At 39.6% G+C, this 18,502-nt stretch carries 15 protein-coding genes and 1 pseudogene; 10 read left to right on the plus strand and 6 right to left on the minus strand.

The genetic code is table 11. The features are described from left to right. Positions 1 to 37: 37 nt before the first annotated feature. Positions 38 to 1,066 carry a 3-deoxy-D-manno-octulosonic acid transferase gene (locus BI198_RS10685; RefSeq protein WP_235605308.1) on the minus strand — a complete coding sequence of 343 codons (1,029 nt, stop codon included), beginning with the start codon at positions 1,064 to 1,066 and terminating at the stop codon, positions 38 to 40. A gap of 254 nt (positions 1,067 to 1,320) precedes the next feature. Then, a complete protein-coding gene (locus tag BI198_RS10690) occupies positions 1,321 to 1,821 on the minus strand; it encodes a tetratricopeptide repeat protein (RefSeq protein WP_070049551.1) in 501 nt (166 codons plus the stop codon). A 464-nt stretch (positions 1,822 to 2,285) separates the two neighbouring features. On the opposite strand from BI198_RS10690, the gene BI198_RS10695 reads away from it, so the two are divergent. Further along, complete coding sequence (locus BI198_RS10695; RefSeq protein ID WP_083256601.1) at positions 2,286 to 3,215, plus strand: polysaccharide deacetylase family protein; 930 nt, start codon at positions 2,286 to 2,288, stop codon at positions 3,213 to 3,215. 39 nt (positions 3,216 to 3,254) lie between these two features. Here the strand turns inward: BI198_RS10695 and BI198_RS10700 are convergent, their stop codons facing one another. Then, a complete protein-coding gene (locus BI198_RS10700) occupies positions 3,255 to 4,295 on the minus strand; it encodes a GNAT family N-acetyltransferase (RefSeq protein WP_070049552.1) in 1,041 nt (346 codons plus the stop codon). Then, positions 4,295 to 5,413, minus strand: coding sequence for a DegT/DnrJ/EryC1/StrS family aminotransferase (locus tag BI198_RS10705; RefSeq protein WP_070049553.1), 1,119 nt, complete (start codon positions 5,411 to 5,413; stop codon positions 4,295 to 4,297). The genes BI198_RS10700 and BI198_RS10705 overlap by 1 nt, the downstream gene beginning before the upstream one ends. Before the next feature lie 167 nt (positions 5,414 to 5,580). Here BI198_RS10705 and BI198_RS10710 point away from each other — a divergent pair, with 167 nt between their 5' ends. From BI198_RS10710 to BI198_RS10740, 7 genes are all read left to right on the plus strand, one after another. Further along, entirely contained in the window at positions 5,581 to 6,474 is an 894-nt protein-coding gene (locus BI198_RS10710; protein ID WP_235605309.1) for an alpha/beta hydrolase family protein, read from the plus strand. Beyond that, entirely contained in the window at positions 6,474 to 7,340 is an 867-nt protein-coding gene (locus tag BI198_RS10715; RefSeq protein WP_070049554.1) for a hydrolase 1, exosortase A system-associated, read from the plus strand. The genes BI198_RS10710 and BI198_RS10715 overlap by 1 nt, the downstream gene beginning before the upstream one ends. A gap of 49 nt (positions 7,341 to 7,389) precedes the next feature. Continuing rightward, positions 7,390 to 8,925: a VanZ family protein gene (locus tag BI198_RS10720; RefSeq protein WP_070049555.1), complete on the plus strand. Its 1,536-nt coding sequence runs from the start codon at positions 7,390 to 7,392 to the stop codon at positions 8,923 to 8,925. 366 nt (positions 8,926 to 9,291) lie between these two features. After that, positions 9,292 to 9,837: a hypothetical protein gene (locus BI198_RS10725; RefSeq protein WP_070049556.1), complete on the plus strand. Its 546-nt coding sequence runs from the start codon at positions 9,292 to 9,294 to the stop codon at positions 9,835 to 9,837. A gap of 13 nt (positions 9,838 to 9,850) precedes the next feature. Then, positions 9,851 to 11,164, plus strand: a complete 1,314-nt coding sequence (locus BI198_RS10730) for a hypothetical protein (protein ID WP_070049557.1) — start codon at positions 9,851 to 9,853, stop codon at positions 11,162 to 11,164. A 78-nt stretch (positions 11,165 to 11,242) separates the two neighbouring features. Then, positions 11,243 to 12,772 carry an MBOAT family O-acyltransferase gene (locus BI198_RS10735; protein WP_070049558.1) on the plus strand — a complete coding sequence of 510 codons (1,530 nt, stop codon included), beginning with the start codon at positions 11,243 to 11,245 and terminating at the stop codon, positions 12,770 to 12,772. An 11-nt stretch (positions 12,773 to 12,783) separates the two neighbouring features. Next, the gene (locus tag BI198_RS10740; RefSeq protein ID WP_141728869.1) at positions 12,784 to 13,866 is read left to right on the plus strand and encodes a hypothetical protein; all 1,083 of its coding nucleotides are present in this window, start codon (positions 12,784 to 12,786) and stop codon (positions 13,864 to 13,866) included. A 34-nt stretch (positions 13,867 to 13,900) separates the two neighbouring features. On the opposite strand, the pseudogene BI198_RS16490 reads toward BI198_RS10740, so the two are convergent. Both BI198_RS16490 and BI198_RS10750 read right to left on the minus strand, forming a co-directional pair. After that, a pseudogene (locus tag BI198_RS16490) lies at positions 13,901 to 15,138 on the minus strand (pyridoxal-dependent decarboxylase, exosortase A system-associated). Continuing rightward, the gene (locus BI198_RS10750) at positions 15,128 to 16,786 is read right to left on the minus strand and encodes an acyl-CoA ligase (AMP-forming), exosortase A system-associated (RefSeq protein WP_083256602.1); all 1,659 of its coding nucleotides are present in this window, start codon (positions 16,784 to 16,786) and stop codon (positions 15,128 to 15,130) included. Before BI198_RS10750 ends, BI198_RS16490 begins: the two are co-directional and overlap by 11 nt. A gap of 160 nt (positions 16,787 to 16,946) precedes the next feature. On the opposite strand from BI198_RS10750, the gene BI198_RS10755 reads away from it, so the two are divergent. Both BI198_RS10755 and wecC read left to right on the plus strand, forming a co-directional pair. Beyond that, positions 16,947 to 17,189: an acyl carrier protein gene (locus tag BI198_RS10755; RefSeq protein WP_070049560.1), complete on the plus strand. Its 243-nt coding sequence runs from the start codon at positions 16,947 to 16,949 to the stop codon at positions 17,187 to 17,189. 60 nt (positions 17,190 to 17,249) lie between these two features. Next, positions 17,250 to 18,494, plus strand: coding sequence for a UDP-N-acetyl-D-mannosamine dehydrogenase (gene wecC, locus BI198_RS10760; protein ID WP_070049561.1), 1,245 nt, complete (start codon positions 17,250 to 17,252; stop codon positions 18,492 to 18,494). Positions 18,495 to 18,502: the final 8 nt, after the last annotated feature.

Genomic DNA, 18,502 nt, shown 5'->3' on the forward strand with positions numbered 1-18,502 from the left:
TAACATAGTTAATAAAAGACTCAGCCTAGCTTTAATATTAAGTTTCCAAGGTAAAAATACTTTTTATTAGCTCAATATTTTTAGAACAAGCCCCAGATAATTGCTTAAGTTTATTTCGTATCACTTGAATGATTTCAGTATCAGTTGACTGGTGCTGGTTTATAATACATTCAGCTAACGCCGACTCATCGGATAATACTGTGATCATTTTGGCTTGAACCGCGATTTCAAATACCGGATAGCTAGGATAGGTCTTTTCCCAATTATCGAGCACCATTACCGGTTTATTTAGGCTTAACGGTTCGAGAATATTGTGATTCATTCCAACGTAACAAGTATCTGCAACTGAATATAATGCTTTTAGCTGACCAAAAGTATCTACAATCAACACATCTTTTAATTGCGTAAATGTGGTTGTAAGCTTGCTTTTAAAATCATACTGTAAATCATACTGCTGCAATATTCCTTCCAGTGCGGTTAACTGCTCCGGCTTTTCTGGATGCCGTGGCGCAATAATCAGTTTAAGCGTAGATAATGTTTGCTTCGCTTTAACATAGGCTGATACCACTAACTGATACTCCCAGACGTTAGTTACGCAACCCGCGACAAATAAAGGCGAATGTTGCTGCTGCAACACATGCAACAGTCCTTGGGTTTGCTCTGTAAGTATCAAACTCACGTCCAGATTGTCATATTTCATATTACCGGTAACAACTACTTTTTTTGTTTCAGCACCGTTAGCTAGCAGGGTTTGCTTTACCTGTTCAGTTTGTACAGACAACAGATCAAAACAGTTTAGATAATCCTGCTCAAACAACAATTTTTCTATACTGTCCTGTTTACAGGCTGGCTTATAGCCATAAAGCCAACCATTAACCAAACAAATTGGTACTTGATACTTTTTTAAGGTCCTTAGAACACCATAAGATAAACGGCATGGCGCATCGTGCAGCAATGCCGGTATTTCACACACTATGGCTAATTGGGAGGGGTAATCAAACATTAACTGGGCAGTATCACGGAAATCTATATTTAATACAGCAACCTCAGCATTCGGAAACTGCAAATTAAAACTTTCTAAATAGATCTCTCTGTCGGTTAGAAGCAAAACATTACCCAGATTACAGTAATGTTGAACCAGCAATTTACAAGCATTTAACTCACCGATTGTGGAGCAAAAAATCCATGTATAGTGCTTGTTAATATTTAATTTAGTAGATATTTTTTGTTTTAAACGACCATTTATAAAGCGGTGTAATACTGAATATAAGCACCATCTTAGTGGTTCTGGAACTATAAAACGCACAATTTTCTTCACTATTAAGACCTTGGATCTAATACAGGGTCTGTACTACTAGCTTCAGGCTCTTTCCAGGCTCCTTGGCTTTGTAACTTGTCACGCAAACCTGACAATGGGTAGCCCAGGGCATAAGCAGAATGGGCATGGTTAAGTGCTTCTCTAGTTTCACCCAACTTTATTAAAAGCAAACCTAAATTATAGTGTACTTCGGCAGCATCTGGCTTAATAGCAAGTGCCTTTAAATAGCTTACTTTCGCCCCCTGATAATCTTTTTGCTTATGTTGAGTAATTGCCTGAATTAATAATACGTTTGGGTCATTTGGCGCTACATGCATTGCTCGAAGAAAATAGCAATTTAATGTCGGATAATACCGATCTCGGCGTAATGAATGTTGACGTGAAAAACCAGGTCTGTGTTGTAGGTCGGCCATGACAGATAAAGCGTAAGGGTGATTGGGAAATACCTTTAATACAAAATCCAGATCTCCAATTAAAGAGCCCGCATTACCAGCAACCCCCATGCGCACACTTTTAGTAAAATGCGCACCTTCAGCAAGCCTTAGCCGTTCTTGGGCCGCTGCAGATCTGTCGTTGTAATTATATGGTGGGCCATTTTTTTTAATGCTAATATTTCACAACTAGCATCCTCCATAGCGAAGGCACTTATTGGAAGCAAGAATAGACAGATAGTAATTAACGTTTGTCTAACCATAATAGACTCTCCATGTCGACACATATACTTAGTGTATGCATTAGACTGGTTATTTTCCAGCCAAATATCATACTAACTTTTTATTAACGAAGATACGTTATATCTAATACGGCTTTATCTACAATAACGTGTATATTACCTTATCTATAGTTGCGTAAAACTATAGATTGACAATGCTATAGTTAAGTCAACTACACCTTGTTATGCTAAAGCTATTTGAGTCGGCGCATTTGCAGCCATTTAGCAATGCAGTAATAAGTATAAGGAAATACTATGTATCATCGACTGCTAAAAATGGCAGCATCACTGCTAAATAAGAACAAACTCAGCATACTGATTTACCATCAAGTACTCACTGAATCTGACCCTATGCGTCCAACTGAGCCGACAGCAGAAGTATTTAACTGGCAAATGCGCTTACTACGTGACTATTTTACGCCTCTATCATTGCAGGATGCATTGCATCATCTACAGAACAAATCTCTACCGGCTAACGCCATTTGCGTTACGTTTGATGATGGTTATGTAAATAACCTGACTGTCGCCCAACCCATACTGTCTAAGTACGGCATTCCTGCCACCGTTTATGTTGCAACGGGCTTTAGTCATGGTACTAATATGTGGAATGACCGACTAATCCATTTATTTGCCGACGTTACACGGCAACATTTGCAGTTAGACGACGAAAGAGTATCACTTGGTGACTGGCAGGACAGGCGAAGTAAAGCAGAGATTTGGTTGAAAAAATTAAAATATTTACCCATAACTGAACGGTTGGAGAAGATTAGCCAGTTTTATCTACAAAATAATGCCATTGAGCAGCAACCGCTAATGATGTCACCTGAACAAATTAAACAACTCGCAGAAAAAGATATAACTATTGGCGCCCATACGGTTAACCACCCTATTTTAAAAGTGATACCAAAAGAGCAACAGCAACATGAAATTATCCAGTCTAAACAACAACTTGAAAAATGGATAGATAGACCTGTACAACACTTTGCTTACCCCAATGGGGTTGAAGGTATTGATTTTGACGACACTACAATCGACTTAGTGAACCAAAACGGTTTTGCCAGTGCAGTGGCAACAGACTGGGGCATTTCAACGGCAGACACGTCCCACTATAAGCTAAAGCGCTTTACCCCTTGGGATAAAACACCACTACGATTTCATTTAAGGCTGGTCAGGTCGTATCTTTAATATTCAAGTTATCGACAATATTATATTGCTAGCGCTAACTTATTCTGACTGTAGTTGCCGTGGTTTATTATTTTTATAATGTTTTAATTTACTTACTACCCACTGCAACAATTTGCTGCGCTGCCAACTTAAATGCACAATCGGCCTAAGCTCAGAATTTAACCGTTTATGCCAATCCATCGCCTTACCGTAAAATTCAATATTTATTATCTTTAATTCTGGATGCTCGGCATAATATTTTAACATCTGCATTTTTAATAATAACGCGGGTGAATACTGGGCGAATTTTTCATCAAAGGTGGTTTTTAAAATAATAAGATTACCGTTGTGAATAACACACAGATCAACTGCAGCTACTTGGCCTGAAACTAAAAAATACCACACACAAGCTGCATTACGCTGTGCTAGCTGCCCCATCATGTCTTGATAAAATTTACCCTGCTCATTATCAGCACTAATAGCGGTTCCAAGCTCAGCTTTCCAACTAGCGCTTTCAATGTCACCGTACTGCTTTACCCCCTCCACAATCTCATCAGGACCGGTTAGCACTTGGGTGCTAAAGCTATCATTCTGACGCTCAGCACGGTTATAAGCTTTGTTGCAATTTTGGCGTAAGTTTTTACCTATGGTTTTAAAAAAATCATCATAATGCTCTGGTATTGGCTTATTACCCGTTTCAATATAATGCAGCTGCTGAATATTAGGCTCTACTGTTAAGTAACGTGAGTCTGCTTGCAGCAAGTCAAGTTGTAACACTACACCTGGTAAGGCTGTTGCAATGCTTGCTAGTAACTTTTCGCCAATGCGTCCATCAGAACTGAGCCATAGGCCAAGAGGTGCTTGCGAAGGCATTACTGTTTGCCAACGTCCCAAGCCTACACGCTGAAAAAAGCCTATAAAAACAATTTTATTAGATTTATTTACAACTACAAACTGCTCTGTGCCGATAAAAAAGTGTTGAATTAAACACTGAATAAAGTCAGCCGTTAAAATAGCTTGCTGATGAGTCTGTTGATTTAGCTTGTTCCACTCTAAACTAAAATTTTCAAATTCAGATACAGCGTAAATATTGACTTTCATTAGTGGCTCACCAAATTTCGCATAGCATTAATAATATAATCTAACTCGGTCTGTTTTAATTTATGATGACAGGGCAGCTGAATTAATCGGCTACGGTAATCATTACTCACTTTGCATTGGCTATATGCCACTTCTTCCCAGCGTAACACTTGAATTTTTTGCATCCGTAAACGCTGAAAATCATTAGCATCATTTAGCAAAAACGGCAGAACATAAGGCGCTTCAGTACCCGCTGCTACATATAAACAATGGCCTGCACTAACTTCTGCTAACCCACTGGCCAAATAATTATAATTAGCTAATCGTTTTGTTTTTATTTTCGCAAAGTTACTGGCTTGTAAAATCATTTTAGTATGACGAAAACTGGCTGAAGATAAATCTTCTGGATTAAAATATTTAAACTGGCTAGCAACAGCTTGCGGTTGTTTTTCGCTTAAGTTTGATGGCGTTTTTTTCGATTTTAAGGAGTGTATGAATTGCGGGACTTTTAATAAAAATGCGAGACCTTTAGCTTCCTCTAACCAACTACAATATTTCGGTTTTATCTTTATCGGTTGCTGTAAATACAGTAAACCGCCCTCAATGGTCGGTAATATTTTATTAATACTACAAATTCGCGCCGCAACGGCAGGATCGGGTTGATCTAATTGTTGTAAAAAGTCGACTAAACCATGCGCGCAATCTTCAATAACAATTTTTCCAGCTTGTGCTGCCAAAGTTATTAATTGCTTGGAATTTTGCTGAAAACCAAAAAAACTGACTAACAGACAATGTGACACATCTTTGGTTAAAAACTGGCCAAAAATAACTTCATCGACGCTTAAATCAGATAACACAGGATAAAAACGTACTTCATAACCAAGCCAAAGAAAAGGTTCGACTAAAGCAGGACAATGATAAGCAGGTAATAACACGATATTTGGTTGATCACTATGCATCAGTTGCTGAGCAGCAAGACCGATAGCCGCTCGACCATTGCGAGTGTAAATACAATGCGAAAAATCCGTAGATTGCTTTAACTGGCGAAAATCTGTCAGGCAAAATGCTGGCGTCGCCCTGATTGTTGCAACAGGAAAATTATTTGCATTTGCCAAGACTGGGGCAAATTTTACATCCATGTATGCCTTCTCCTGATTTCAATATTTACAATGCTAACACTAGCTCAAAAAGCAAACAACCGTGAGTAAATGGCTAAACAAATACAAATACTTGGCTAGTTAAGTCTAGCACGCTACTATTAAATAACCTTATTGCTGGAAGCAACATTACATCGCAGGAGCGTACCGTGGAGCACAAAAGTAGGTCTGTTATTATTCCTAATACTCTACTTGAAGATATAACTGGTTTAATGCCCTCATTAGCCACTATACCCAGCTTAAGTGGCTTTTTTAAATTCACTGCTGGACAGAATTTTCTGTTGTTTTCACCCACACCCGTTATGCAACACGCAGTGATTGTATTGCCACCCTTTGCCGAAGAAATGAATAAATCACGACATATATTTAAGCAATTATTTAATAAGTTAGCTGAACAAAATCAGTATGGTTTTATGTTAGATAACTATGGTACAGGCGATAGTGAAGGTGATTTAGATCAGGCCAGCATAACGCTTTGGCGAGCAGATTTAGAATTATTAATACAACAAATAGCCAATTGGGGTTTTTTAACCATTAGTTTTATTAGCCTGCGCTTTGGTACATTACAGTTATTCGACTTACTAAATCATTACAAATTACCCTTACCCATTAAACAAGTGGTGCTGTGGCAACCTATGTTTGACCCTGCTCGTTTTTGGCAACAATTTTGTCGGATTAAAGTAGCCGAAGCCATGGCCAATGGCGATAAGGTTTCGCAAAAGCAAATTGAACAGCAGCTAGAACAAGGTGATATTATCGAAATTGCTGGTTACCCGATTAACTTAGCTTTTTATAAAAGTGTGCAGCACATTAATGCAACCCTGCCCTCTGTATTAACTAAGGCGCAGCTAAGTTGGTTTGAACTCTCCATGCTAGATAACATCGCTATACCCGTACAGAACATGCGAGAGAATTTAGTAAGTAAATACTCCTTAAATTTTAAACAAATTAAAGCAGATGCTTTTTGGCAAACCACTGAACTGGCATCGGCCGATGAGTTAATTGCGCTGACCGTGCAACAATTAGTTGGAGCCGAGCAATAATGCCTGAGCAGTATTTAGAAATTCAATCCGCTAATAGTACCTTAAGCGCTATTTTACACTCTACAACTGGCAACCCAGCAGCTGCGAATATTGGCGTGCTTATAATCGTTGGAGGGCCGCAATATCGGGTTGGCAGCCATCGCCAATTCGTTAAATTAAGCCGGCATTTAGCCTCGCAACATATTCCATCAATGCGGCTTGATAGCACCGGTATGGGGGATAGTAGCGGCCAAAAACAAAGTTTTTATCAACAAACTACCGATATTAATGCCGGTATTGACGCTATGTTTCAGCAGTTACCCCAATTGCAGCAGGTAGTGTTATGGGGGCTTTGTGATGCTGCTAGTGCTATATTACTGAAAATGAATCAACCCGACCCGCGGATAGCTGGGCTTATTTTACTCAACCCTTGGGTTAGACAACAACATAGTCATGCTGAAACCCTGTTAAAACATTATTATTTAAAGCGGCTAATCAGCCGCAGTTTTTGGCGAAAAGTCTTTTCCGGCGGCTTAGCTTTCCAGCGCACATTCACTGATTTACGCCAAACATGGCACAGTAGCAAACAGCCACCTACACTTAATCCAATTCATACAGCTGAGTTTAACGAGACTAACTATGTCAACCATATGCTAAAAGGTTGGCAAGCCACCCAGCTTGATACCTTACTCATTAGTAGTGGTCAGGATTTAACGGCACAAGAATTTTTACATTTATGTCAGCATGATTCAGCATGGCAAAAATGTTTTAATCGCGCTAAACAGTTACACCTGGCTAATGCCAATCACACGTTCTCAACCACTCAATGGCGTAACCAAGTTGAGCAGGCATGTAGTGATTTCGTAAGAGCTTTACAAAGTAAGTAATCGCTATACAAAGCGTTACCACTAAGTAAATCACAGCGTAGGACGCTTTATGCAGCCACAAACAGAATACAGTTCGCTGCAGCGCTGGCTACTTTTAGCGCTATTAGGTTATTTAACCTTTGTTATCTATGGCAGCCTAGTGCCATGGCAGTTTCGTCCATTGTCGCTAAATGTTGCTATAGATCAATTTAGCAATATTCGCTATCTGCAGTTAGGCATCAACTCTCGGGCTGACTGGGTGGCAAATATATTACTTTTTATTCCCTTTGCCTTTTTATTAGCGGCCTGTTTTTTACCTTCTCGTTCTAAAAAATCAACAGTTTTGCCTGCCCTATTTTTATGGATAATCTGTTTAGCATTAGCTTTAGCTATTGAGTTTACTCAGTTATATTTTCCACAACGCACAGTATCCATTAACGATATTATTGCAGAGTCCTTTGGTGCTTTGATTGGCATTATGTTGTTTTACGTTTTTGGTCAACGCATACTCCATTACTTGCATACGGTTGCTTTAATGCAAGGTAGCCAACGCTCTTTGCTGAAGTATTTATTAATGGCCTATATCGCATTTTTCGCGCTGTATAATATTTTACCTCTCGATTTAACCATAAGCCCTATTGAACTGTATAAGAAGTGGCGAGATGGCCGGATTATCTTGCTGCCTTTTTCGGCATATCATGGCTCTTTTATTGAAGTTTTTTATGCCATTTTTAGCGATGTATTACTGTGGTGTCCCATAGCGATATTGCTATATTTGCAACAGCACAGCCGAGCGTCTATTTATATCAAGCTAATTGCTTTAGCGTGCTTAATTGAGTTTTTTCAACTGTTTGTCTATAGCCGAGTCACAGATCTCACCGATGTTATTCTCGCCTTTTTTGCGGCATGGTTAAGCTGTAACTTTGTAAGTTTATTGCAGCACTATCAGCTGATTAAACTGCCAAGCGATAATGCAGAATACTCCCTTAGCAATCGAAATAAGCTTTCTCTGTGGTTAGCGTTTTCAATTGCGGCTTATAGTCTGATTATTTTATTGGTATTTTGGTATCCGTATAATTTTGATTTTGATTGGGCACAGATCAATCAAAAATTAATGCACAGTCGCAATCAAGTATTATTAGAATCATTATATTTTGGGACTGAGTACCGCGCTATTACTGCTCTACTGCAAAAAGTATTGCTATTCGCGCCATTGGGTGCTTTATGGGCTTTTAGCTATAACGCTGCTCAACAAACTTGGCAGAAGCGCTTACTCTTAACTGTCTCGAGTTGCTATACAATACTGTTAGCCTTTATCACAGAAGCTATGCAACTTGCATTACCGGGCAAAACTGTCGACTTAACCGATGTACTATTGGCTATAATTGGCGCCGTTAGCGGTTTTTTATTAACCCGATATTGTTATCGCTTTTGGTTTAACACGCTACCAGAACACGCCAGAACAGCTCCAACTACAGCGGCTGGGTTAACGGCTAAATCAGACTCAACCATTACCGTAGCCGCTAAGCAAACTGTACCACTAACAACCAAAGAACCAGCTAAAACCACTGCAGTAATTTCTACGAAAAGAGTCATCCCCGCTTAACTGGCTGCTGTTTGCTCACTTTGCTTTATCGCTACTGGCATTATATTACCTTAGCACCTTTTCCGCTGTGCCTTATAACGTCAGAGAGCTTCTGACAGATAATAGCAGCGCCATTTTGGGTATTATCCTGATGTGTTATGTATTGTTCACGCCTAGCGCTTTCACCTTCCCACAATTTGCTCAGTTTATATTATACAGCCCTATAATCTGCTTACTTCAAAGCAGCATAATATTTGGTATATTATATTTTACGGTACCGACAGAGTCTTTATATGACATCCTGGGCTCGCCGATTCTGGCTCTTCCTCCCTTTGTAGAGTTGTTACTTCGTTTTATTGGTTTTTTAGTTTAATTCAGTTTAACTGTTTGGCTGCAAACCAATTTATTCACTGTAAGCAGAAAATATCTGCTGCTATTTTATGGTTAGGCGGCAATTTCGGCTTTGCAGCATTTTGGTACTGGGCAGTCGTCTTCCTTGCCGCTACCGATAATATTGTTGAGTTATTAGCAGATGGTGGCAGCGTCAGCAGTTTATTCGCGCTCACCTTCTGGCTAGTTTTAGTTTTTAGTAGTGCTGCTGCCTTGGCAAATCTGGCTTATCAGTCTGTTTTTAGCAAGTTGTCGGTAAGGACAAAAAGCTTAGTATGGCTGTTTATCAGCTTGGCTTTAAGCTTACCGTTATCGTGGTGGTTAATTAATATTGCTACCGAAAGTGTTATTGTTAAATACCAGCAAGTGTATTCAGCCTTACAGTTTTTATTAAGTACTGATCGCAGCCAATATGCCGATCCAGTACAATTGCTAATACGCTATAGCTTGGCTTATATAGCAATGTTAAGCATACTAAGCTGGTTTTATTTCGCTGCAAGTGCAATATCAAAACGTGTTTATCGGCTTGCGTCTTCTGTTTAGTATCGAGTAATAAATGTCTGCTAAGTTATTTAAAGTACTAATTGTTATTGTCTGTTTGCTCATTAGTAATTGCTTAGCCGTTTTTTTCTTAATAACTTCTTCGCAACAACAACAACAACAACAACAACAACAACATGTTTCTACCCAAGATGTGAATACAGCGCAACAACTTGTCTCGAGAACAATTAAAAACTTAGCCCGCCGTGACGGCAATATAGCGTTAACGATTAATCAGCAGCAACTAGATGCCTTTATGAGTGTGGCCAGCTATGCTATACCTAGTGCTGAGTTTAGTGGCGCGATTAATCCTTTTGGTGTTTCTTTACACGGCAATATTCTGTTACCCATCGCTTGGTTTAAACGTAGTATCAAATTGTCATGCTTATTCACCCCATATAGTAGCGGCTTTGCAATTAATCACTGCCAACTCGGCAAATTATATCTACCCAGCTGGTTAGCTAATAAGCTATTTTATCAACTGGTTCGCTTTGCTGTAACATCCCCTGCCGATCAGCAATTACTAGATTTATTTGCCAAGGGTGAATTAAAAAATAATAGCTTAAGTTTTTTTGCTAAAAATTTAGGGCCTATAAGCTTAAAGTTGCAGCCAAAATTGTATCAACCTCTTAATCTACTTAATACAAACCAAGCTAAAGCAGCAGATATTGAGTTTTATTTATTACAATTACAGGCTTTACACAAGCGATTCCCAGCAGAGCGCAGATTAGCTTTTTTTAGCCATCAATTATTACTTATTGCCACTGAGCGAGCGGAACACACTTCATTAGACTCGGCTTATCATGATGCGTTATGGGCTTTAGCGGTGGCTTTTGCAAATAAACGGTTTATTCATTATGCCAACCCAAATTTAACCACCCGCCAAATACCGAGAATGCCGGCCATGCTAATACATGGCCGCCGCGATCTTAGCTTACACTTTTTATATTCTGCCGTATTACAAATGCTGGGCACGACTGAACTCTCACAACAAGTGGGTAATTTAAAAGAAATTATGGATGCTGGAGGCAATGGCTCGGGGTTTAGTTTTGCCGATTTAGCAGCCGATCGCGCGGGTACCCAGTTTGCGGCGCGAATAAACACTATCAGTCCCGTACAATTAAATCACTTTAGCAGTGAGCAATTTGAAACGGTAATAATGCCGTCAATTAAAGGATTACCAGAAGGGTTAACCGAACAGCAAGTGCAACAACAGTTAGGCGGTTATAATGGAGATAAATTTAAACAGCTTGAACAGGAGATTATGAGCCGGATCGATGGCTTATCATTATACCGTGATACAAATAACGTACAGTCGGAAGGTTTATAAGCGATCACTGTACGTAGTTGCCAGACTGCACTGAGTATGCTAGTTATTAAGGCGACAACATAGTAAAGGATTACGTTAATGTTATTTAACTCTGCAGAGTTTTTGTTTTTATTCCTTCCCCTTACTCTGATCCTATATCACTTACTACGCACCCATTTATCGGTAAAAAGTGGCTTATTTTTGCTGATTATTGCCTCATTATTTTTTTATGCATGGTGGAAACCAGTTTATTTACTGCTACTGGGCGCGTCGGTAATTTGCAATTTCTATATCGCTAAAGCCATTTATCTATATCGTAAAACTTGGCTTATTACTGTGGGCGTCAGCTTGAACCTTATGACTATAGGTTACTATAAATACAGTGCCTTTTTTGTCAACAATATAGCCGCTTTTACAGGTTATGAATGGCAGTTGGAGCAAGTGCTACTGCCTTTGGCTATTTCCTTTTTTACTTTCCAGCAAATAGCGTATCTAGTGGATGTGCACCGACACCAAGTTATAGAGCATAGTTTTAGTAACTACTTATTGTTTGTTTGTTTTTTCCCTCAGCTTATTGCTGGCCCTATTGTCCACCACAGTGAGATGATGCCGCAGTTTCGCCAACGCTTACAACTTAGCGCGCGCCATTTTGCTGTTGGTTTTAGTATTTTCACTATTGGTTTATTTAAAAAAACCGTATTAGCTGATGGCATTGCTGTTTATGCAAATCCCATTTTTAATCAGGCAGATAGTGGCATAACATTAGATTTTTTTACCGCTTGGGGTGGCGCGTTCGCTTACACCTTTCAATTGTATTTCGATTTTTCAGGCTATTCAGATATGGCCATTGGCTTAGCTCTTTTATTTGGTATCGCCTTACCGTTAAACTTTAATTCACCCTACAAAGCCCTCAACATCGTTGATTTTTGGCGGCGCTGGCATATTACCCTATCACGCTTTTTGCGTGACTATTTGTACATTAGTCTAGGAGGTAACCGGCTTGGTTTTGTCCGCAGGTATAGCAACCTAATAATAACCATGGTGCTCGGCGGTTTGTGGCATGGTGCTGGCTGGAACTTTCTGATCTGGGGCGCTTTGCATGGCAGCTATCTCGTCGTTAACAATAGCTATAGTCACTTTCATAACAAATACCTAAGCTTTATTAAAGAACGCTGGTTTAAGCCCGTAGCTTGGTTTATTACATTTTTAGCAGTGGTGGTTGGTTGGGTGTTCTTTAGGGCTCAAAGCATTGATGGCGCACTAAATATGCTAACCGCAATGGCTGCATTACAGGGGATTAGTTTACCTGCAGGTCTTATGACCCAACTTGAATTTTTAACGCCTATCTTTGAGCAATTACATGTCACCTCATCTCTTGGCGGCGGTTTAGTATTTGTTAAAACCTGGTTTTGGATCATAGCATTAATGGCTTTATCACTATTGGCCCCTAATGTGCTGCAATTGTTTTATAACCAGTTACCTGAACAGACTCGCAAAAATGTTAAAAACGCTAATTGCACAATACAATGGCAAGCAACAACAATATGGGCATTGTTTATCAGTGTGTTATTTATCCTTGCCATATCAACATTAGGACGTGTCAGTGAATTTTTATACTTCAACTTTTAATGGAAAAAGCCATGAAGCATTATTTAAAACTTGTTCTGGTATTTATTAGCACAGGCTTATTTTTACTCATTGCATTCAGTTATTGGCTTGACCCTTACGGGATCTACCTACACAGCAGTGATACCTTTCCTCGTAAAATTGCTGCAGCCGACAAAGGTAGAACAGTAAAACCGTATCAGGTGATGCATGCTGCACCTTATACTTTGTTGATAGGTAACTCACGCATTGAGTTAGGTATGCCATTTGAGCATCCATTTTATCAGGATAAACCTGTTTACAATATGGGGCTACCTGGTGCTGGCATTACCATGCAATACGATTATGCCAAACATGCAATAGCAAACAATGACAGCATTAAGCAGATTGTTATCGCGCTAGATTTTTTAGACTTTACCTCTCGCGCCAATCATATTAATACCCAGGTTGATAATTCAAGTTGGCGGTGGCGGTTAACTAGCGATGATAACGCAAAATCATTAACCGAAAAGCGTCACTATTATGCAGAAAGAATGAGTCTATTATTTTCGTTAACCGCCATTGTAGACAGTATCAGCACAGTGACTTTGCAAAGTAATAATGTAAATGCATTAAATCGATTTGGATTTAATGATGGTAAATTATATCAGTTTCACGTTGCGGCAGAAGGTTTTGGTGCGCTATATCAACAAAAAGCAGAAGAGCTGGATAACAGTCTAAGTAATAAACAGTTGGTTTTTGCAAAAAATAGCTACCATCTTAATAAGCTAGACAACTTTCTTGATTTGCTAAAACAAAACAATATAACAGTTTTTTTGTTGATTAATCCCTACCAAAAACCGTACTTAGATAAAATAAAGCAACACAAATTAGACAGCCATTTTATTGTATGGAAGCAAGAGCTGGCTTCATTAGCGGCTCAGCATCAATTAATGCTTTTTGATTATGCAATCCGCTCTCATCTAGTCAATGAAGTTGTTTCAACCCAAAGTCGTGATGCAGAAGACAGCCCATACTTTTGGGAACCAGCCCATTATAGACCCGCTTTTGGCAATCTTATTTTAGACTCGCTGTTAACTGGCAACTGTCACGATTTATGTCATATTTATAATGATTAACAAGCATAAGCACTGTATCTTTTGCTATCCGTCTTTAAAGTAAAATTTCTTGCACTGCGCCATGACCTAAAAAATCCTGTGGACTAGCAGTTGGGCCATACGCACCGGCTTGATACACTACTAGCCAGTCACCAACAACCGCTTTGGGTAACTCCATCTTATCTACCAAAATATCTAATGGCGTACATAAAGGCCCTACTGCTGTGACTATTTCAGTTTCAACAGCACCTAGTTTATTCGCTATTGCTACTGGATAGTTTTTGCGTATAACTTGGCCAAAATTACCTGAATTAGCCAAATTATGATGTAAACCACCATTACAGACTAAATAAGTAGTACCACGCGATTGTTTTTTATCTATGACTTGGCAAGCATACAAACCGGCTTCTGCTACCAGAAAACGTCCCAATTCTATTACTAATTCAACATCAGCAAGCTCAGCTTGATATTGCTGTAACAAATGCTGTAATGACTCAGCCACGGGTACTAAATTTAACCGTTGCTCTCCGGCAAAATAAGGTACACCAAATCCCCCCCCAAGTTAACCGACTCAATTGGGTATGGACTGGCTGCTATTAGTTTCACCGCTAAAGCAAAGGTTTGCTGGTGTGCTTCAATAAGTGCCTCAGGTTTTAAATTTTGTGAGCCACAAAAAATATGAAACCCACGTAATTTAAAGGCTCTTTTTGCACAATTTGCTAATACTTCGCTGATTAATTCTTCATCAATACCAAACGGCTTGGCACCACCAGCCATTTTCATGCCTGACGCTTTAAGCTCAAACGCTGGGTTTACTCGTAGTGCCACATTAGGCGTTATGCCAGCAGCTATACCCAGTGCCTCTATGCGCGCTAATTCGGTTATTGATTCACAGTTAATAGTGGCTCCTAGGGTAATAGCACTAAGTAGCTCCGCGTCAGTTTTGCCTGGTCCGGCAAAACTAATATCCGCCACCGACATACCGGATTGCACAGCAATTAACAATTCTTTTTGTGACGCAACATCAAACCCATCCACTAAGGGCTTTAAGAAATTGACGACTGCAGGATTTGGATTTGCTTTTACGGCAAAGTGTAATTTAATTCTTGGTGGTATTTGTTGGCGAAATTTTTCCACTTGTGCGGCAATAACATCGCGTGAATAAACATAAAACACTTTTTTATCTAACATGGCGCTAATTTGCATCATGGTAAAACCCGCAACATGGATCTGACCATCAACAGCAGCAAACTGATCCATTACCTGATGTTTAGGTGCAACTTTAGTTAGCATTATTACCTTCTCCACTGCTACTAGTATCGTTAATGCTTTTGCTTAGCTGTTTATTGTTTATCTGCTGAAAGTAATCGCGATATTGGCCTGCTAATGTATTACGATCTATTTTGCCATTAGCATTTTTTGGCATCTGTTGTAACTGAATTAACTGCTTAGGTAACATATAATTAGGTAAGATTCTTTTTAATTGTAATAACCATTCAGCAGTGTTTATATCCGCACCTTGCTGGCAAGCAAAAATGACTAAAATAGCTTGGCCGAGTTCTGCATGTTCAATCCCTAATGCAGCAACATCGGTTAGCTCATTGCTTAATTGATATACGGCTTCTTCAACTTCGGTTGGACTGATCCGATAGCCTGAGCTTTTAATCATCTCATCGCGACGGCCAATAAAATATAAATAGCCTTCACTATCAAAGCGCACGGTATCGCCAGACCATACCGCGCGTGGCGGCAGTTGAATACCTTTAGGTGCCACCGGATCAAACTTAAATCGCTCGGCAGTTTTTTCAGGCGCATTCCAATAACCAAGACTGACTAAAGGCCCTCGATGGACTAATTCACCTGGCTCATTAGACCCACATAAACTGCCATCTTCACGCACTACCACAATTTCGGCATTTGGAATCGCTTTACCCATTGAGCCCGGACGATTGGCTAATTCTCTAGGATCTAAGTAAGTGGAGCGAAAGGCCTCCGTTAGCCCATACATTAAATAAGGCTCAGCTTGTTTAAAAATTTGCTGCAACTGGGCTAGCAATGTTTGCGGCATTGCTCCACCAGAATTGGTAATATAACGAACAGAAATAGCACTACCATCATGCCATTTAGCTTTAGCCAGTTGTGACCATAATGGTGGTACAGCCGCTATTGCGGTCACTTTATGTCGCTCTACCGCACGCACCACATCTTGCACCAAAAAAAAGTCTAATAACACCACACTAGCGCCGGTTAAAAATGCGGTAGTCAGTTGGCTTAAACCATAATCAAAACTTAACGGAAGTAAGGCTAAAATGACATCGTGCTGCACATTATGTAAGTAAGACGCCACACTTTGCGCCCCCAATAGCATATTGCGATGTGACAACACCACCCCTTTAGGTTTACCGGTACTTCCTGAGGTATATAAAATAGCTGCCATATCAGCATCGGTTAGTGCTCGGCTGCTTAAACTCTCGACCATTTCGGCTGGTGCACTATGATAAGAAAGCACTTGAAGATGGCCAAGTCTAGTGGGTGGGTTGTCATCGGCATCGGTTAATAATACCGTATGGAGATCCGCACAATGCATTAACTCATCAGCTAAACCTTTTAAGCGGTCTTGGCTGGTAACTAAAATTCTAACATTACAATCTTGTAAAATATAACTGACTTGTTGCGCTTTTAAACCCGCATTTATCGGCACAAATACGCCACCCGCCATAGAACAACCAAAGATAGCGCTTACCGTTTCAAATTGCTTAGGTAAATAAATAGCCACTCGATCAAACCTTTTAAGATCAAGTTGTTGCAATAAAACAGCCGTTTTAGTTAGCGCTGTGGTTAATTCAGAATAGGTTAAGCTGCTTGCTTTGTAATACAGGGCAGGATGATCAGGATACTTGGCAGCTGAGTGCAGTATATAATCGTGGATATTTTTGGTCATGGCGTCCGTTAGACCTTTCACATTTATTCCCTTTATGTGCAATAATAAATTAGATTTGCAATAAAACCGATTAAAATTTATTCGCTCAGTTTTACTTTAGCTGAATAGAGCGCTAACTTGCAAATCAGGGAACGTATTTAGTCACTTAAGGAACTATATTATGCCGCATCAGCAATTACTCGCCGATATTTTGCGATCTGTACTACAAATTGATACTCAATTTGAGGATGACACCTTACTCTTAGGTGCCATACCAGAATTTGACTCTATGGCAGTAATTACCGTTATTACTGAACTAGAAGAACAACTCGGCATTCAAATTGATGATGATGAAATTTCTGCGGAAGTATTTGAAAGTTTTGGTCAATTATATTCATTTATTCAACAAAAACAGGCTGCTTAATAATTTTAGTGGTTATTAGTCTATAAACTTAAGCTGACACTGTGTAGCAAAGGACATTTTATGCATAATTTTTCACGCGTATCCGTTATTGGCTTAGGTTATATAGGCTTACCAACAGCAGCTGTTATCGCTTCACGCGGGGTAGAAGTAATAGGTATCGATGTATCAGAACATGCCGTTAATACGATTAATCAGGGTAAAGTTCATATCGTCGAACCTGATTTAGACATGCTAGTTCAAGCTGCTGTTACCACGGGTAAATTGCGGGCATCGTTAATTCCCGAACCAGCCGAAGCTTTTTTAATTGCAGTGCCAACCCCCTTTAAAGAAGGCAAAGTGCCCGACCTAAGCTTTATCGAAATCGCATTGAAAACCATCGCTCCTGTGATTGAGAAAGGCAATTTAATTATTTTAGAGTCTACATCACCGGTAGGTACAACTGATAAAATTTCACAGTGGCTAGCCGAGTTACGCCCTGATTTAGTGATGCCGCATCAAGATATGGACCATGCTGATGTGTTTATTGCCCATTGTCCTGAACGAGTATTACCGGGTCGGGTGTTACAAGAGTTAGTGAGTAATGACCGCATTATCGGTGGCATTACCGATCGCTGTGCCCAACGTGCTATCGACTTATATAGCCTTTTTGTTCGCGGTGATTGTATTAAAACCAATGCTCGTACAGCTGAAATGGCTAAGTTAACCGAAAACTCATTCCGTGACGTTAATATCGCCTTTGCCAATGAGCTATCCATGATTTGTGATCATTTAAAAATTAATGTTTGGGAGCTTATCAAGCTAGCCAACCGTCATCCCCGAGTTAACATTTTATCCCCAGGTCCGGGTGTTGGTGGTCATTGTATCGCGGTTGACCCTTGGTTTATTGTTGATTCAGCACCGGAACAGGCACAAATTATCCGTAAAGCTCGCGAAATCAACGATAGTAAACCACACTATGTTATAAACAAAGTTAAGCAAGCTGCCGATCAGTTTAAAAAGCCAGTAATTGCTTGTTTAGGTTTAGCTTTTAAAGCTGATATTGACGACCTTAGGGAAAGCCCAGCATTAGATATTGCCTTGCATTTGCTTAATGACAATATTGGTGAGATTGTATTAGTTGAACCCAATATTAAAAAATTACCGAAAAAATATTCAGCGTTTGATAACGCGTTAACGTCTTTACCTCAAGCATTAGAAAAGGCCAATATATTGCTGGTACTGGTAGATCATAAACAGTTTAAAACATTGCATTTAGCAGATGTTGCCAGCAAAGTTGTCATAGATACTCGGGGTATTTTTGGTTAGTTCTATCT

The sequence above is a fragment of the Rheinheimera salexigens genome (assembly GCF_001752395.1).
Classification (GTDB): domain Bacteria; phylum Pseudomonadota; class Gammaproteobacteria; order Enterobacterales; family Alteromonadaceae; genus Alishewanella; species Alishewanella salexigens.

What these genes read in the sequence shown, in the direction of transcription:
- BI198_RS10690 (WP_070049551.1), bottom strand. Translation starts at nt 1,821, where the DNA reads ATGGGGGTTGCTGGTAATGCGGGCTCTTTAATTGGAGATCTGGATTTT.
- BI198_RS10695 (WP_083256601.1), top strand. Translation starts at nt 2,286, where the DNA reads ATGTATCATCGACTGCTAAAAATGGCAGCATCACTGCTAAATAAGAAC.
- BI198_RS10700 (WP_070049552.1), bottom strand. Translation starts at nt 4,295, where the DNA reads ATGAAAGTCAATATTTACGCTGTATCTGAATTTGAAAATTTTAGTTTA.
- BI198_RS10705 (WP_070049553.1), bottom strand. Translation starts at nt 5,413, where the DNA reads ATGGATGTAAAATTTGCCCCAGTCTTGGCAAATGCAAATAATTTTCCT.
- BI198_RS10715 (WP_070049554.1), top strand. Translation starts at nt 6,474, where the DNA reads ATGCCTGAGCAGTATTTAGAAATTCAATCCGCTAATAGTACCTTAAGC.
- BI198_RS10720 (WP_070049555.1), top strand. Translation starts at nt 7,390, where the DNA reads ATGCAGCCACAAACAGAATACAGTTCGCTGCAGCGCTGGCTACTTTTA.
- BI198_RS10730 (WP_070049557.1), top strand. Translation starts at nt 9,851, where the DNA reads ATGTCTGCTAAGTTATTTAAAGTACTAATTGTTATTGTCTGTTTGCTC.
- BI198_RS10735 (WP_070049558.1), top strand. Translation starts at nt 11,243, where the DNA reads ATGTTATTTAACTCTGCAGAGTTTTTGTTTTTATTCCTTCCCCTTACT.
- BI198_RS10740 (WP_141728869.1), top strand. Translation starts at nt 12,784, where the DNA reads ATGAAGCATTATTTAAAACTTGTTCTGGTATTTATTAGCACAGGCTTA.
- BI198_RS10750 (WP_083256602.1), bottom strand. Translation starts at nt 16,786, where the DNA reads ATGACCAAAAATATCCACGATTATATACTGCACTCAGCTGCCAAGTAT.
- BI198_RS10755 (WP_070049560.1), top strand. Translation starts at nt 16,947, where the DNA reads ATGCCGCATCAGCAATTACTCGCCGATATTTTGCGATCTGTACTACAA.
- wecC (WP_070049561.1), top strand. Translation starts at nt 17,250, where the DNA reads ATGCATAATTTTTCACGCGTATCCGTTATTGGCTTAGGTTATATAGGC.